This is a genomic window from Marivivens sp. LCG002, from assembly GCF_030264275.1.
GTDB lineage: Bacteria > Pseudomonadota > Alphaproteobacteria > Rhodobacterales > Rhodobacteraceae > Marivivens.
In genome coordinates this window covers 639,240-653,050 of the sequence record NZ_CP127165.1, presented here as the reverse complement: position 1 = coordinate 653,050, position 13,811 = coordinate 639,240, and the positions used below count along the sequence as shown (strand labels likewise).

Genomic DNA, 13,811 nt, shown 5'->3' with positions numbered 1-13,811 from the left:
GGCATCACCGCGCCATGCTGATTTACAAGATTTTCCGTGCTGGCGAATGGGCCGAGCTTCAGTCCAAGGGCGAAACTTTGGGTGCACCGATCGACGTGATCGACGGCTACATCCATTTTTCCACCGCCGAGCAGGTCAAGGAAACCGCCGCCAAGCACTTTGCAGGCGAAGAGGGGCTCGTTCTTCTCGGTCTCGAAAGCGAAGCGCTTGATCCGCTCGTATGGGAGCCCTCGCGCGGCGGAGCGCTGTTCCCGCATCTTTATCGCCCCATCCGTCTCGGCGATGTTTTGTGGAGCAAACCGCTCCCGCTTGTCGACGGCATCCACCAGTTTCCGGAGATGACATGAAGCTTCTTGAACAGTTCGGCATGGTCGCGCTGCGCAGCATCGACCCCGAAGTTTCCCATGGTCTTGCGATCCGAGCGCTCCAGATGGGCCTTGGCCCCAAAGCAGGACCGTTCAGCAGCTCACGTTTGAAAACGTCAATTGCGGGGCTGGAAATGCCCAATCCTGTCGGACTTGCCGCAGGTTTCGACAAGAACGCCACCGCGCTCCACCCGCTTGCCAAATGCGGTTTCGGCTTTGTAGAGGTCGGCGCAGCCACCCCGCGCCCGCAACCCGGCAATCCCAAGCCGCGCCTCTTCCGTCTTTCCGAGGACAAGGCCGCCATCAATCGTTTCGGGTTCAACAACGACGGCATGGACGCGATTGCAGAGCGGCTGGCCCAGCGGCCCAAGGGCGGCGTGATCGGGCTCAATCTCGGCGCCAACAAAGACAGCGAGGACCGCGCCTCGGACTTTGCCAAAGTCCTGAGCCGTTGCGGCGCGCATCTCGACTTTGCGACGGTCAACGTCTCCTCGCCCAACACCGAAAAACTGCGGGACCTTCAGGGCAAGGCCGCGCTCTCCGCACTCCTTTCCGGCGTTATGGCGGCGAATGCGAACCTCGATCGTCCGATCCCGATCTTCCTCAAGATTGCACCTGATCTGACCGACGCGGAAATCGCGGATGTTGCCGAAGTCGCGAACACTTCAGGCGTCTCGGCGGTGATAGCAACCAACACGACCCTTTCGCGCGAAGGTTTGAAAAGTGCAGACAAAGACCAGATGGGCGGCCTTTCGGGCGCTCCTTTGTTCGAAAAGTCCACGCGCGTTCTGGCGCGCCTGTCCACGCTGACCTCTGTTCCACTCATCGGCGTCGGTGGTGTCGGCAGCGCCGAGCAAGCCTATGCCAAGATCCTTGCTGGGGCCTCGGTCGTGCAACTCTATACCGCGCTCGTTTACGGCGGGATCAGTCTTGTGGACGAGATCACACGCGGTCTTGATCGGCTTTTGGAGCGTGACGGCTTTGCCAATGTTGCAGATGCGGTCGGCAAAGGGCGGGATCAGTGGCTGTAATCCTCTGGCACAATCCGCGTTGTTCCAAATCGCGCCAAACGCTTGCGCTCCTTGGGGAGCGCGGCGTTGCGGTGGAAACGCGGCTCTATCTCGACACGCCTCCGAGCAAGGAAGAGCTTGGGCACGCGCTCGAACTCTTGGGCAAGACACCCTCGCAGATCATCCGCAAGGGCGAAACCCTGTTCAAAGACCTCGGGCTAGAGAGTGCAGACGAGGCCACGCTTCTTGAGGCGATGGTCCAAAATCCCAAGCTGATCGAACGCCCCATTCTCTTTGCAAAGGGCAAAGCCGCGATCGGACGTCCCCCCGAAGCCGTTCTGGACATACTCTAGGCGGCAGCGCGTTCGAGTGCGGGATAGCGTGCTCCGAGCGTGATCCCCCGCATGATCCAGCTGAAAATAAGGGCCATCCAAAGCCCGTGATTGCCAAAGGCGCTCATGAGCGGGAATGCCGCCAGGAGATATAGTCCGAATGACAAAAGCATCATGTTGCGCATGTCTCGGCTACGTGTCGCGCCGATGAATATCCCGTCCAGCATCCATCCCGGAAGCGCGATCACGGTGCCGACGATCATATAAGGCAGGAACACCCGCGCCTCGGCCCGCACCTCGGGCGCCGTCGTCAAAAGATCGATGATCGGGCCGCCAAAGACCGCAAAGGCCAGCGCCATCAGAACGGCCGCCACCGCCCCCTGCCCCGATGTCATCAAAGCCGCACGGCGCAAGCCCGCCTGATCCTTTCGACCCATCGCTTGCCCGACGAGGGATTCCGAGGAAAACGCGAACCCGTCCAAGGCAAAGGCTACAAGGCTGACGAATTGCATCAGCACCTGATTGGCGGCAAGCTCCACATTCCCGAAGCCCGCTCCCCAGAACATGAAAGTGACGACCACTGACTGGAGCGCAACGGTCCGGATCAGAATATCCCCGTTCACCGAAATCATCCGCTTGATACGAAGCGGATCGAGGATCGCGGGAAGCCCCAAGCGGCGCAGCCCTGCACGGCAGAGCCAAAGACCGAGCGCAAGCCCCGTCCATTCGGCAAGAAAGGTCGCAATCGCCACCCCTTCGACGCCCCAACCCAGCCCCAGCACGAACACAACATCGAGCAAGATATTGAGCCCGTTCATCCAGACCTGAAGCGCAAGGACGGCGCGGGATCTTTCGTGCGCGATCAGCCAGCCCGTCACCGCATAAAGCGCGATCGTTGCAGGGGCGGACCAGACGCGAATGGCCATATAGCTGCGCGCCATGGCTTCGACCTCGGGTGTGGCGGGTGAGAGGGCAAAAGCGCCGATGAACAGCGGCCATTGCAGCACAATCACCGCAAGCCCGAACCCGAAACCGACGAGCAGCCCGCGTTGAAGAAGTGCGGCAACCTCGCCCATATCCTCGGCGCCAAGGGCCTGACTCGTCATGCCTGTGGTGCCCATGCGCAGAAACCCGCAAATCCAATAAACGCTCGACAAGATCAAAGCGCCGATGGCCACGGCCCCGATAGGCTCGGCCGCACCCAACTGGCCCACAACGCCGGTGTCCACCAATCCCAACAGCGGAACGGTGGCGTTCGAGATCACGATCGGAACCGCGATGGCGAGAATACGTCTGTGGGTCAGCGCCCTACTCATCACGAGATGGCATCAGGAAATGGCCCGACGCTTGGGCAAAAAGGCGACTGCGGTTGTCCTGCCAGGCTTCGACATGGACCGAGGCATAGCGGCGACCCGAGCGGTTCACCCGCGCCCGCGCATAGGCATCCCGCGGAAGTCCGGAGCGCAGATAATCCACCGTAAAATCAATGGTCTTGGGGAGTTTGAACGGCGCGTCGCCAAATCTGAAGTCGGAATTCTCGGGCTTTTCCATATCCTCCCAGAGAAGTCCCCAGCTGAGTTCGATGATAGCGGTGATTTCGAGGAAAGCAGCCGTCACACCGCCATGGATCGCGGGCAGCATGGGATTGCCGATCAACTCGTCCTTGAAGGGCAGAACAGCCGTAAGCTCATCACCGCGACGGTCGAATTCGACCCCGAGAAACCGGATATAGGGCACCTGACCGATGAGCTTCTGAAGCGCCTCGTCGCGGCGTTTTTTCACGACCTGAACGGGTTCAACGGGACGTCTCATGCCGCACCGCCTTTTGCGCGCTCGAGCGAGAAGGCGCCCGTTGCCGTGGCCACGGGGCGCGAGGTGTCCTCGTCCGTGGTGGTGGCGCGCACGAAAGCGACAGTGCGGGTCGCGTGATAGCAATGGGCGGTCGTAACCAATTTCTGACCCGGCGTTGCGGACCGCATATAGTCGATACGCAAATCCAGTGTCGCCGTTGCAATCGGCCCAGTCGGATGCGCCATCACCGCAGCGCCGCAACAGGTGTCCATCAGGGCAGAAACAGCCCCTCCGTGGATGACACCCGTTTCGGGATCACCGATCAGTTTTTCATCATAGGGCATCTCGATACAGGCCGTGCCCTCCCCCAATTCGGTCAGGCGCATACCCAAGGTTCGAGAATGCGGGATCGCTTCGATAAACTGACGTGCTATCTTTTGGCGCACCTGTGCGGAAACGCTTTGATCGGGTGTGGTCATATCGTTACTCCTTATGGCAGTTTTGTCCTGCCCATCCGCAACGAGCAAGCCCAAAGAGACGTCCTCGAGAGAGTTGCGCATTCAAAGATAAAAAAGTTAAATTCGCCCAAAGGGGAGAGGTCCGGATGCCCAATCAGCGCTTGAGCTTCAAAGAAATGTGCGCACGCTTCGACGTCACGCCGCGCACGTTGCGGTATTACGAATATATCGAGCTGCTCACACCCGAAAAGGAAGGCCGATCCCGCTATTACCGTTCGCGCGAACTTGCGCGGATGACGCTGATTCTGCGCGGTCGCAAATTCGGTTTCAGCCTCGAGGAAATCCGTCAGTGGCTTTTGATCTATGATCAAATGGGAACCGAGGCGCAGTATCGGACCTTTATCGACGAAGCGAACAACAAACTTGCCGACCTCATCGAACAGCGCCGCCAATTGGACGAGACGATCAGCGATCTCGAAGCGCTGAGAGAGACCACGCGAAAGCTCCTTCCCCCCGAATAACAAAGTGACCTTCGGTCATCGCAGGTCCTGACGCCACGTTACGTTTACGTTAACGTCATCTTTGCTTGTATGCTCTCCACACGATACGCATGTTCAGCCTCTGACGGACATGCGCCGAGGGGAGAATATGACGGACACCCAACTGACAATTCGCCAAATGTGCGAGGCTTACGACGTAACGCCGCGCACCTTGCGGTTTTACGAAGCCAAAGAGCTGTTGTTTCCGGAACGACGCGGCCAGCAACGTTTGTTCACCAAGCGCGATCAAGCCCGTTTGAAGCTTATCCTGCGCGGCAAGCGCTTTGGCTTCAGCCTCGAAGAAATCCGCCAGTTGCTCGACCTTTATTATGTCGGCGACCAACAGCGCACCCAGCTTGAGCGCACGCAAATCCTTGCCCGCAAGCATTTGGCCGACATGGAAGCCCAGCGCGACGAGCTGCAAGTCGCAATCGAGGAACTCAAGGAACAGATGGTGTGGGGCGAAAAGCGCCTCGCCGAGCTCGAAAAAATTGACGAGCAAAACGTTTAATTAGGGAGAGAAAGATGCCGGTATTTACCGCACCGACCAAAGATATCCAATTTGTGCTCCACGACCTTTTCAAAGTGAGCGAACAGCCGATCCCGGGCTATGACGAAATGGACCGCGACTTCACAGGTGCCGTGCTCGAAGAAGCGGGCAAGATCGCGTCCGAGGTTCTCGCCCCGCTCAATGTGGTCGGCGACAAGGAAGGCTGCCATTTCGAAAACGGCGTTGTGCGCACGCCCAAGGGCTTCAAAGAGGCCTTTGAGCAAATGAAAGAAGGCGGCTGGACCGCTCTGGATTGTGATCCCGACTACGGCGGTCAGGGCCTCCCCTATCTGATGCACACCGCCGTTCAGGAAAGCTTTGTTTCGGCGAATATGGCCTTCAACATGTATCAGGGGCTGACGCACGGGGCTTATTCGGCAATCCATGCCCACGGCTCGGACGCGCAAAAGGCCAAATATCTCCCCAAGATGGTGACGTGCGAATGGACGGGCACCATGAACCTGACCGAGCCGCACTGCGGCACCGATCTGGGCCTGATGCGCACCAAGGCGGAACCACAAGCCGACGGAAGCTACAAGATCACGGGCCAGAAGATTTTCATCTCGGCAGGTGATCACGATCTGGCCGAGAACATCATCCACCTTGTGCTTGCCAAGATCGTCGGCGGCCCCGAAGGCATCAAGGGCGTGTCGCTCTTTATCGTGCCCAAAGTCCATGTGAACGACGACGGAAGCCTTGGCGCGCGCAACGCGGTTTCGGTCGGCAAGATCGAAGAAAAGATGGGCATTCACGGCAACGCCACCTGCGTCATGAACTATGACGGGGCCACGGGCTATCTCTTGGGCGAAGAGCACAAGGGCATGCGCGCCATGTTCACCATGATGAACGAAGCCCGCCTCGGCGTCGGTCTTCAGGGCTATGCTCAGGCCGAAGCCGCCTATCAGAACGCCGTCGCCTATGCCAAGGACCGCCTTCAGGGCCGTGCCGTTACGGGCGCCGCAAACCCCGAAGGCCCTGCCGATCCGTTGATCGTGCATCCCGACATCCGCCGCAACCTTCTGGACCAAAAGTCCTTTGTCGAAGGTGCGCGCGCCTTTACCTATTGGGGGGCGCTCCTTCTGGACAAGGCCCATCGCACGGGCGACGCAGACGCCGAAGGTCTGGTGTCCCTGCTCACCCCCGTGATCAAGGGCTTTCAAACCGACAAGGGCTTTGACATGGCCGTTCAGGCACAACAGGTCTATGGCGGTCACGGCTATATCGAGGAATGGGGCATGTCCCAATTCGCCCGCGATGCCCGGATCGCCATGATCTACGAAGGCGCGAACGGCATTCAGGCGCTCGACCTTGTGGGGCGCAAGCTTGCACAAGACGGCGGCAAGCATGTCATGGCGTTCTTTGATCTGGTCAAAAGCTTCATCAAGGACAACGAGGCCAACGAGGCGCTCAAGAAAGACTTCCTTGATCCGCTCAAAGAGGCATCCAAGGCTCTCCAAGCCGCTGCCATGTATTTCATGCAGAACGGCATGAAGAACCCGAACCACGCGCTGGCCGGTTCCTATGACTTCATGCACCTCACCGGCCACGTCTGCTTTGGTCTGATGTGGGCCAAGATGGCCAAGGCCTCGCTCGAGGCGCTTGAAGGCGGTGCTGCGGACAAGGCGTTCTATGAAACCAAGCTGACCACGGGCCGCTACTATATGCAGCGCCAGCTTCCTGCGGTGGCGATGCACCTTGGCCGTATCCAGTCGGGGGCGGATAGCGTGATGGCGCTTTCGGCCGAGAACTTCTAGGTTTCAGGAGACACAACAACGAAGAGACAAGAGAATGCCCAAACGCTTTCGCCTCACCCGCCGCTTTCCCGTTGCCATGACCGAAGACGGGTATCGCAAGCTGAAACGGTTCGCCCAAGAGGCGGGGCTCGACGAAGGCGAGGCGCTCTCTTTCCTCTTCGAGAACTTTGACGCGATCATGGATCAAGAAATGCTTGGTCAGCGGTTGCGTCGGTTCAACTCGGAACTTGAAGACCGCAAGCGCTGATCACGGCGCTTGCCGACAACCAACAGGGCAAAGCTGATGACGATCGAACTCTATTGTTTTGGTGAAAGCGGCCACTCTTACAAAGTGGCTTTGATGCTCGAGCTGTGCGGTCTCGACTGGACACCGCGTTTTGTGGACTTCTTCGCAGGCGAAAGCCGAAGCCCCGCCTTTCGCGAAGTGAACGAGATGGGCGAATGCCCCGTGTTCGTAGACGGTGCGACCAAGATCACCCAATCGGGCGTCATCTTGCAGCATCTTGTTGAGACAACGGGCAAGTTCGGCCCCAAGACTAAAGAAGAGGAACGCGAGATCCTGCGCTGGATTTTGTGGGACAACCACAAGCTTTCGAGCCAGGCTGGCATGTTGCGGTTCCTGATGAATTTCCTTCCCGAGGAGAAGCGCCCGCAAGAGGTGATCGCCTTTACCACGGGCCGCGTGAAATCCGCCTTTGCGGTGCTCGACGCCCATCTTGCAAACCGCGATTGGATCGCCGCAGACCGCCCGACCATCGCCGATTTCACCTGCTGCGCCTATCTCTTCTATCCCGAAGAGTTCAATTTCAACCGCGCAGACTATCCCAATATCGACCGCTGGCTGGACCGCATTTCGGCCCTCCCCGGTTGGAAACACCCTTATGATTTGATGCCCCGCGCATTCCGCGGCGCCTGAGGAGGACCCAGATGACCGAAGCCTATATCTATGACGCAGTGCGCACCCCGCGCGGCAAAGGACGCGCCGACGGGAGCCTTCACGAAGTGACCAGCGTCCGACTCTCGGCGCAGGTTCTAAACGCCCTCAAAGAGCGCAACGGACTTGAGGGTCATGCGGTCGAGGACGTGATCTGGGGGAACGTGACGCAGGTCGGCGAACAAGGCGGCTGTCTGGCCCGTTCGGCCGTTCTGGCCTCCGACCTTGATCAGGCGATCCCGGGTCTTGCGATCAACCGCTTCTGTGCCTCGGGCATGGAGGCCGTGAACCTTGCCGCCAACCAGATCAAGGGCGGCGCAGGTTCGGCCTATATCGCAGGCGGAGTCGAGATGATGAGCCGCGTGGCCATGGGCTCGGACGGTGCAGCGATTGCGGTTGATCCGACCCTTGCGATGGAGACCTATTTCGTCCCCCAAGGCATTTCGGCCGACATCATCGCCACCGAATACGGGTTCACCCGCGATATGGCGGACGCGCTTGCCGTTGAATCACAAAAGCGGGCCAAAGCCGCTTGGGACGATGGCCGCTTTGCCAAGTCGGTCATTCCCGTGCGCGACCAGAACGGTCTCACCATTCTGGACAACGACGAGTTCATGCGTCCCGACACGGACATGCAGGCGCTTGGTGCGCTCAAGGCCTCGTTCAAGGACATCGGCGAGGTGATGCCCGGTTTCGACAACGTGGCTTTGATGAAATACCCGCATCTGGAACGGATCAACCACATCCACCATGCGGGGAACTCGTCGGGTATCGTGGACGGATCGGCAGGCATCCTGATCGGCAATAAGGAATTCGGCGAGAAGTGGGGGCTCAAGCCTCGTGCGCGGATCAAGGCCACGGCCAAGATCGGCACCGACCCCACGATCATGCTGACAGGTCCCGTTCCCGTGACCGAGAAAATCCTGCGCGACAACGGAATGGCGATCAGCGATATCGACCTCTTCGAAGTGAACGAAGCCTTTGCATCTGTCGTGCTGCGCTTCATGCAGGCCTTTGACGTCGAAGACAGCAAGGTCAACGTGAACGGCGGTTCCATCGCGATGGGCCACCCGCTTGGCGCAACGGGCGCGATCATCATCGGCACCCTTCTCGACGAGCTGGAGCGTTCTGGCAAAGGCGTCGGCCTTGCCACGCTCTGCATCGCGTCCGGCATGGGCGCTGCAACCATCATTGAACGCGTCTGAGGGAGGACACAGTCATGACCGATTTCACTATGGCCGTCGACCAGGACGGCGTTGCAGTCATCACTTGGGATGTTCAGGGCAAATCCATGAACGTGCTGAGCCTTGAGGGGCTCGCCGAGCTCGACGCGCTTATCGACAAGGCGCATGCGGATGACGCCGTCAAAGGCATCGTCATCACCTCGGGCAAAGACAGCTTTGCGGGCGGCATGGACCTCAATATCATTGCCAAGATGCGCGACAGCGTGGGCGATGATCCTGCCAAGGGTCTTTTCGAAGGCACAATGAAGATGCACGGCATCCTGCGCAAAATCGAACTTGGGGGGATGGATTTCAAAACCAAAAAAGGCGGCAAACCGACCGCTGCGGCCCTCCCCGGCACGGCGCTCGGCATCGGGCTGGAGCTTCCGCTTTCGGCCCACCGCATAATTGCGGCTGACAATTCCAAGGCCAAGATCGGCCTTCCCGAGATCATGGTCGGCATTTTTCCGGGCGCCGGCGGCACGACCCGCCTTGTGCGCAAAATGGGCGCAATGGCCGCCTCGCCACTTCTTCTCGAAGGCAAGTTGAACGATCCCGCGAAGGCCAAGGCCGCAGGTGTGATCGACGAGGTGGTCCCCGCAGAACAGCTTTTGGCCCGCGCCAAGGAATGGGTCCTTACCGCCACCGATGCGGACATCATCAAGCCTTGGGACCAAAAGGGCTACAAGATGCCGGGCGGTGCGCCCTATCACCCTGCGGGCTTCATGACCTTTGTCGGTGCCTCGGCGATGGTGAACGGCAAAACCAAGGGCGTTTACCCTGCAGCCAAGGCGCTCCTCTCGGCGGTCTACGAGGGCGCGATGGTGCCCTTCGACACCGCACTCAAGATCGAGGCACGCTGGTTCACCAACGTTTTGATGAACCCGTCGTCAAGCGCGATGATCCGCTCGCTTTTCATCAACAAGGAAAAGCTTGAAAAAGGCGCGAACCGTCCCGAGGTCGCAGACGCTCGTGTGCAAAAGGTCGGCGTCATCGGCGCGGGCATGATGGGCGCGGGCATTGCTCTGGTCTCGGCTCTGGCGGGGATCAACGTCGTGCTGATCGACGCCACCCAAGACGCGGCGGATCGCGGCAAGAGCTATACCGAGGCCCATATGGACAAGGGCATCGCCCGCCGCAAAGCCACGCCCGAGAAGAAAGAGCAGGTTCTCGGTCTGATCAACGCGACCACCGATTACGACGCGCTCAAGGGCTGTGACCTGATTGTCGAAGCGGTATTCGAGGACCCGAGCATCAAGGCCGAAGTCACGAAAAAGGTCGAAGCCATCGTGGGCGAGGACTGCATCTTTGCGACCAACACCTCGACGCTTCCGATCACCATGCTCTCCAAAGCATCGAGCCGCCCCGAGCAGTTCATCGGCATCCACTTCTTTAGCCCCGTGGACAAGATGATGCTGGTCGAGATCATCAAGGGCAAAGCAACGGGTGATCGCGCGGTTGCCAAGGCACTCGACTATGTGCGCCAGATCCGCAAGACGCCCATCGTCGTCAATGACGCGCGCTTCTTCTATGCGAACCGCTGCATCATCCCATACATCAACGAAGGCATCCGCATGGTCAAAGAGGGCGTCGAACCCGCTCTGATCGAAAATGCGGCCAAGCTTGTCGGGATGCCGCTCGGCCCGCTGCAGCTTGTCGATGAAACCTCGATCGACCTTGGCGTCAAAATCGCCAAAGCGACCAAGGCCGCCATGGGTGATGACTATCCCGACGGCGAAGTGGACGAGGTTCTGTTCTGGATGGCAGATCAGGGCCGTATGGGCCGCAAGTCCGCATCGGGCTTCTATGCCTATGACGACAAGGGCAAGCGCACAGGCCTCTGGGACGGTCTTGCCGCTCGGTATCCTGTCGCAGAAGAGCAGCCGGACCTGACCACGGTTCAGCACCGTCTTCTCTTTGCGCAAGTGCTCGAAGCCGTTCGCGCCTTCGAGGCGGGTGTCCTGACCGACATTCGTGAAGGCGATGTCGGAGCAATCCTCGGTTGGGGCTTTGCGCCTTGGTCGGGCGGTCCGTTCTCGTGGCTCGATATCATCGGTGCGGCCTATGCGGTCGAGCTCTGTGACCAACTCAGCGCCCGCTACGGCGCGCGTTTCGCGGCCCCTGCCCTCTTGCGCCAAATGGCCGAGGACGCCGACGAATTCTACGAGACCTATGGAGACGGCCAAGCCGCCGCCTGAACGATGAAAGGCCGCCATCAAGGCGGCCTTTTTCATGACGCTGCGAGCGCTTTAGTGACGGGCGCAGACGCGGCGGTCGACGCGAACGTTTTCAAGACAGGCGACGATGAGTTCCGCTTCGGCCATTGGCAGCACTTGATACTCGGGGGCGACGGTTTCGCCGAAAATGCGGCCAAGGATATCGCTCGTTGCGGGGCAATGGAAAAGACCGCCCACATTGCAGAACACGATCTCGTCTTTGGCAAAACGCAAGCGCACAACCTCGATGATCCCTTCGGGTTCAACGCGTTTGATTCCGCGGAAATCCTCGAGCGCAGCAGCAGGCACGAGAGCAAAGGGATCGCCATAGATCGCTTCGGCGGCATCGCTTTCGAGCATGATCGATTGCTGGGCGAGGATCACCATGTCTTCACGATTGCCGAGTGCACCGGCAGGCACATGAAGCGGCCAGTCTTCATAGGACTCGCCATGGGTTTCAGGGAATACAGTCAAGCGCTCGACCGCCACAACCGTCTGCATCCCGCCATCAAAGGTCAGAACCTGATCACCGGCGAAGACGCTTTCGACGGGACGCCAGCCGATGGGCGTGGCGACATTCGTGCCGGCGACGATACCATGGGCGACTTGGCTTAGTGCAAGTTCGGGTTGCGGGCGGCGGGCAACGCGATCTGCGGTCTTAAAGGCAGTGGTGTTCCAAGCAAACATTGTCTCTCATCCATTTTCAGCGGCGCGGGTTTTGCACTCTCGTTGGATTTGATTTGCGGGGATTCGTTGGGCCGAGATTGGGATGTATTCGGGCCGAATTGGGGCAATGACCCAAAAAGCGTAAAAATTGAATCAAACGGGATGGATTGTTGCACCCAACCGAAACAATGAGGGGGTGCCTCAGAAGGAATATCCGAAACGAGCGATGTCCTCGGCGCAATCCTCAGCGACGAGTCGCGCGAGGTCTTCGGTATAATAGGAGCGATAATCGGCGCGGCGCTCGGAACGGTTTACCGTCGGTAAGAGGAGCTGAAACCCCAAATGCGCCTCGAAGGGGGCGATGTCTTGGACAAAATGCTCGAGCCGCACGAAGTGGGCAGGCCATTCGATCCCGTCGCTCCGCTTCAGATAGCGGCCATAGGGATTTTGCCTGAGGCTCGTGCGGGTCTGCGGATGCGCGACAAAGCCCGCAAAGTCGAGCGTTTTGGCAAGCGTCACCGCAGGATGGTCAAAGCTCTGCATCCCGAGCCAATGGTAATAGCTCACCATCCGATCCCAAGGGTTGCGCACCAGCGCCACCTTGAACATCGAAGCAAGACGATCGGGCGCAACGACACCTTCGATATCCGCCATCGTCGAGTGCTTCCAGAGCCGCCCCCTTGGGCTTAGCTCTTTGAGCCGTCGCTTACGTTTCTGCGCTTTGGGTGTGTCACCGATCAGGATGTCGTCCTTGTGGGCGCGCTCCTCCAACGCAAGCGAAAGCGAGGTCCCCCCCGTTTTGGGGATATGCACAAAGATAAAGGAACGCGCGGGCGAAATGATCATGCGGCTTTCTAGCAAAGCCGAAATGACTTTGCACCTTGAGCGTGCGCCCGATGGGCTATTCAATCTCTCGCGGCTGGGTTAAGATAACGAAAACGCGAGAAGCGAGCAGATGACAGCACTCAAGCAATATGAACGGCTCGAAAGCCTCGGGCTTTGGCGCGAACACAGCGAGGCCCAACGACGCGAGGTCGTGGTGTCCTTCGGGAACGCCACGCTTGTGATTGCCGACAATGCGGAGCGTCCAATCGCCCATTGGTCGCTGGCTGCCATTGAGCGTCTCAATGCAGGGGAAATGCCCGCTCTTTTTGCCCCCGACGAAGAAGCAAGCGAAACGCTGGAAATCGAAGACGAGACAATGGTCAACGCCATTGAAACTGTTCGAAAATCCTTGCTCAAATCGCGGCCCAAGCCTGGTCGCTTGCGGCAGGTCAGCCTTGGACTTTCGGTGGCGGCTGTGCTTGCTTTGGGAGTCTTCTGGCTCCCCAATGCTCTGGTGCGTCAGACCATTTCGGTCGCGCCGATGACCAAGCGCGCGGAAATCGGCACCACCTTGCTGGGTCATTCACAGCGTTTGACAGGCTCCTCCTGTCGCAATCCGCTCGGGATGGCCGCACTCGAAAGGCTTCGGGTCCGCCTCTTTCCTGCGCAGCCGCGCCCGAGCCTTGTCGTGGTACCCGACGGCATTTCGGGAGCCATGCCGCTTCCCGGAAATATCATCATGATCAACCGCAAAGTGATCGAGAATACCGAAGATCCTGCGGTTACAGCGGGCTATATCCTTACCGCTCGGGCGATTGCCATGTCGGCCGACCCGCTCGAAGAAATGCTGCGCACGATGGGGATTAGAGCGACCTTCACGCTTCTGACCACGGGGAATTTGCCGCCCGATGCACTCAGCGATTACGCCGAGGCGTTGATCACCACCCCGCCAAGCAAGCTCGACAATGCGCTGCTCTACAAGCTCTTTGAAGAGACCCAAGTCGCAACGGGGCCCTTTGCCAAAGACATTGACCCCAGCGGTGCCAACACCCAAGAGTTGATCGAGTCCGACACATTGGGCGGAGAGCGCGGCCCCGTCATTTTGTCCGACGGGGATTGGGTCGCGCTTCAGGGGATTTGCGGCTAGC

At 59.3% G+C, this 13,811-nt stretch carries 16 protein-coding genes; 11 read left to right on the top strand and 5 right to left on the bottom strand.

What is annotated here, in order from left to right; all coding sequences use genetic code 11:
• Positions 1–14: 14 nt before the first annotated feature.
• The 3 genes from QQG91_RS03315 to arsC are packed head-to-tail and all read left to right on the top strand — an operon-like array spanning position 15 to position 1,728.
• The gene (locus tag QQG91_RS03315) at positions 15–347 is read left to right on the top strand and encodes a DUF952 domain-containing protein (RefSeq protein WP_285771564.1); all 333 of its coding nucleotides are present in this window, start codon (positions 15–17) and stop codon (positions 345–347) included.
• The gene (locus QQG91_RS03310; RefSeq protein ID WP_285771563.1) at positions 344–1,396 is read left to right on the top strand and encodes a quinone-dependent dihydroorotate dehydrogenase; all 1,053 of its coding nucleotides are present in this window, start codon (positions 344–346) and stop codon (positions 1,394–1,396) included. Before QQG91_RS03315 ends, QQG91_RS03310 begins: the two co-directional genes overlap by 4 nt.
• The gene (arsC, locus tag QQG91_RS03305) at positions 1,387–1,728 is read left to right on the top strand and encodes an arsenate reductase (glutaredoxin) (protein ID WP_285771562.1); all 342 of its coding nucleotides are present in this window, start codon (positions 1,387–1,389) and stop codon (positions 1,726–1,728) included. The genes QQG91_RS03310 and arsC overlap by 10 nt, the downstream gene beginning before the upstream one ends.
• Here the strand turns inward: arsC and QQG91_RS03300 are convergent.
• From QQG91_RS03300 to QQG91_RS03290, 3 genes are read right to left on the bottom strand one after another with little or no spacing between them, the layout of a single operon-like run.
• Positions 1,725–3,023, bottom strand: coding sequence for an MATE family efflux transporter (locus tag QQG91_RS03300; RefSeq protein WP_285771561.1), 1,299 nt, complete (start codon positions 3,021–3,023; stop codon positions 1,725–1,727). The two genes, arsC and QQG91_RS03300, sit on opposite strands and share 4 nt — an antisense overlap.
• Positions 3,016–3,519: a PaaI family thioesterase gene (locus tag QQG91_RS03295; protein WP_285771560.1), complete on the bottom strand. Its 504-nt coding sequence runs from the start codon at positions 3,517–3,519 to the stop codon at positions 3,016–3,018. Before QQG91_RS03295 ends, QQG91_RS03300 begins: the two co-directional genes overlap by 8 nt.
• A complete protein-coding gene (locus tag QQG91_RS03290) occupies positions 3,516–3,977 on the bottom strand; it encodes a PaaI family thioesterase (RefSeq protein WP_285771559.1) in 462 nt (153 codons plus the stop codon). The genes QQG91_RS03295 and QQG91_RS03290 overlap by 4 nt, the downstream gene beginning before the upstream one ends.
• A gap of 125 nt (positions 3,978–4,102) precedes the next feature.
• Here QQG91_RS03290 and QQG91_RS03285 point away from each other — a divergent pair, with 125 nt between their 5' ends.
• The 7 genes from QQG91_RS03285 (at position 4,103) to QQG91_RS03255 (ending at position 11,154) form a co-directional block, all read left to right on the top strand.
• A complete protein-coding gene (locus tag QQG91_RS03285; RefSeq protein ID WP_285771558.1) occupies positions 4,103–4,477 on the top strand; it encodes a MerR family transcriptional regulator in 375 nt (124 codons plus the stop codon).
• A gap of 127 nt (positions 4,478–4,604) precedes the next feature.
• Entirely contained in the window at positions 4,605–5,006 is a 402-nt protein-coding gene (locus QQG91_RS03280) for a MerR family transcriptional regulator (protein WP_285771557.1), read from the top strand.
• A gap of 14 nt (positions 5,007–5,020) precedes the next feature.
• Positions 5,021–6,799, top strand: a complete 1,779-nt coding sequence (locus QQG91_RS03275; protein WP_285771556.1) for an acyl-CoA dehydrogenase C-terminal domain-containing protein — start codon at positions 5,021–5,023, stop codon at positions 6,797–6,799.
• Between the two features lie 34 nt (positions 6,800–6,833).
• Positions 6,834–7,046, top strand: a complete 213-nt coding sequence (locus QQG91_RS03270) for a hypothetical protein (RefSeq protein WP_285771555.1) — start codon at positions 6,834–6,836, stop codon at positions 7,044–7,046.
• Between the two features lie 36 nt (positions 7,047–7,082).
• On the top strand, positions 7,083–7,715 hold the full coding sequence (locus QQG91_RS03265; RefSeq protein ID WP_285771554.1) for a glutathione S-transferase family protein: 633 nt from the start codon (positions 7,083–7,085) through the stop codon (positions 7,713–7,715).
• Positions 7,716–7,726: 11 nt separating this feature from the next.
• Positions 7,727–8,938: an acetyl-CoA C-acetyltransferase gene (locus QQG91_RS03260; protein ID WP_285771553.1), complete on the top strand. Its 1,212-nt coding sequence runs from the start codon at positions 7,727–7,729 to the stop codon at positions 8,936–8,938.
• 14 nt (positions 8,939–8,952) lie between these two features.
• Positions 8,953–11,154, top strand: coding sequence for a 3-hydroxyacyl-CoA dehydrogenase NAD-binding domain-containing protein (locus tag QQG91_RS03255; RefSeq protein ID WP_285771552.1), 2,202 nt, complete (start codon positions 8,953–8,955; stop codon positions 11,152–11,154).
• Between the two features lie 51 nt (positions 11,155–11,205).
• Here the strand turns inward: QQG91_RS03255 and QQG91_RS03250 are convergent, their stop codons facing one another.
• Entirely contained in the window at positions 11,206–11,859 is a 654-nt protein-coding gene (locus QQG91_RS03250; protein WP_285771551.1) for a Hint domain-containing protein, read from the bottom strand.
• Between the two features lie 180 nt (positions 11,860–12,039).
• The gene (locus tag QQG91_RS03245; RefSeq protein WP_285771550.1) at positions 12,040–12,684 is read right to left on the bottom strand and encodes a sulfotransferase family 2 domain-containing protein; all 645 of its coding nucleotides are present in this window, start codon (positions 12,682–12,684) and stop codon (positions 12,040–12,042) included.
• Positions 12,685–12,793: 109 nt separating this feature from the next.
• Here QQG91_RS03245 and QQG91_RS03240 point away from each other — a divergent pair, with 109 nt between their 5' ends.
• Positions 12,794–13,810 (top strand): hypothetical protein, encoded by a 1,017-nt coding sequence (locus QQG91_RS03240; RefSeq protein WP_285771549.1) that lies wholly within the window; start codon positions 12,794–12,796, stop codon positions 13,808–13,810.
• Position 13,811: the final 1 nt, after the last annotated feature.

Excerpts from the sequence above, each read along its gene's own strand:
- QQG91_RS03300 (WP_285771561.1), bottom strand. The coding sequence starts at position 3,023 with ATGAGTAGGGCGCTGACCCACAGACGTATTCTCGCCATCGCGGTTCCG.
- QQG91_RS03290 (WP_285771559.1), bottom strand. The coding sequence starts at position 3,977 with ATGACCACACCCGATCAAAGCGTTTCCGCACAGGTGCGCCAAAAGATA.
- QQG91_RS03250 (WP_285771551.1), bottom strand. The coding sequence starts at position 11,859 with ATGTTTGCTTGGAACACCACTGCCTTTAAGACCGCAGATCGCGTTGCC.
- QQG91_RS03310 (WP_285771563.1), top strand. The coding sequence starts at position 344 with ATGAAGCTTCTTGAACAGTTCGGCATGGTCGCGCTGCGCAGCATCGAC.
- QQG91_RS03315 (WP_285771564.1), top strand. The coding sequence starts at position 15 with ATGCTGATTTACAAGATTTTCCGTGCTGGCGAATGGGCCGAGCTTCAG.
- QQG91_RS03260 (WP_285771553.1), top strand. The coding sequence starts at position 7,727 with ATGACCGAAGCCTATATCTATGACGCAGTGCGCACCCCGCGCGGCAAA.
- QQG91_RS03240 (WP_285771549.1), top strand. The coding sequence starts at position 12,794 with ATGACAGCACTCAAGCAATATGAACGGCTCGAAAGCCTCGGGCTTTGG.
- QQG91_RS03245 (WP_285771550.1), bottom strand. The coding sequence starts at position 12,684 with ATGATCATTTCGCCCGCGCGTTCCTTTATCTTTGTGCATATCCCCAAA.
- QQG91_RS03275 (WP_285771556.1), top strand. The coding sequence starts at position 5,021 with ATGCCGGTATTTACCGCACCGACCAAAGATATCCAATTTGTGCTCCAC.
- QQG91_RS03255 (WP_285771552.1), top strand. The coding sequence starts at position 8,953 with ATGACCGATTTCACTATGGCCGTCGACCAGGACGGCGTTGCAGTCATC.
- QQG91_RS03280 (WP_285771557.1), top strand. The coding sequence starts at position 4,605 with ATGACGGACACCCAACTGACAATTCGCCAAATGTGCGAGGCTTACGAC.
- QQG91_RS03270 (WP_285771555.1), top strand. The coding sequence starts at position 6,834 with ATGCCCAAACGCTTTCGCCTCACCCGCCGCTTTCCCGTTGCCATGACC.
- QQG91_RS03265 (WP_285771554.1), top strand. The coding sequence starts at position 7,083 with ATGACGATCGAACTCTATTGTTTTGGTGAAAGCGGCCACTCTTACAAA.
- QQG91_RS03295 (WP_285771560.1), bottom strand. The coding sequence starts at position 3,519 with ATGAGACGTCCCGTTGAACCCGTTCAGGTCGTGAAAAAACGCCGCGAC.
- QQG91_RS03285 (WP_285771558.1), top strand. The coding sequence starts at position 4,103 with ATGCCCAATCAGCGCTTGAGCTTCAAAGAAATGTGCGCACGCTTCGAC.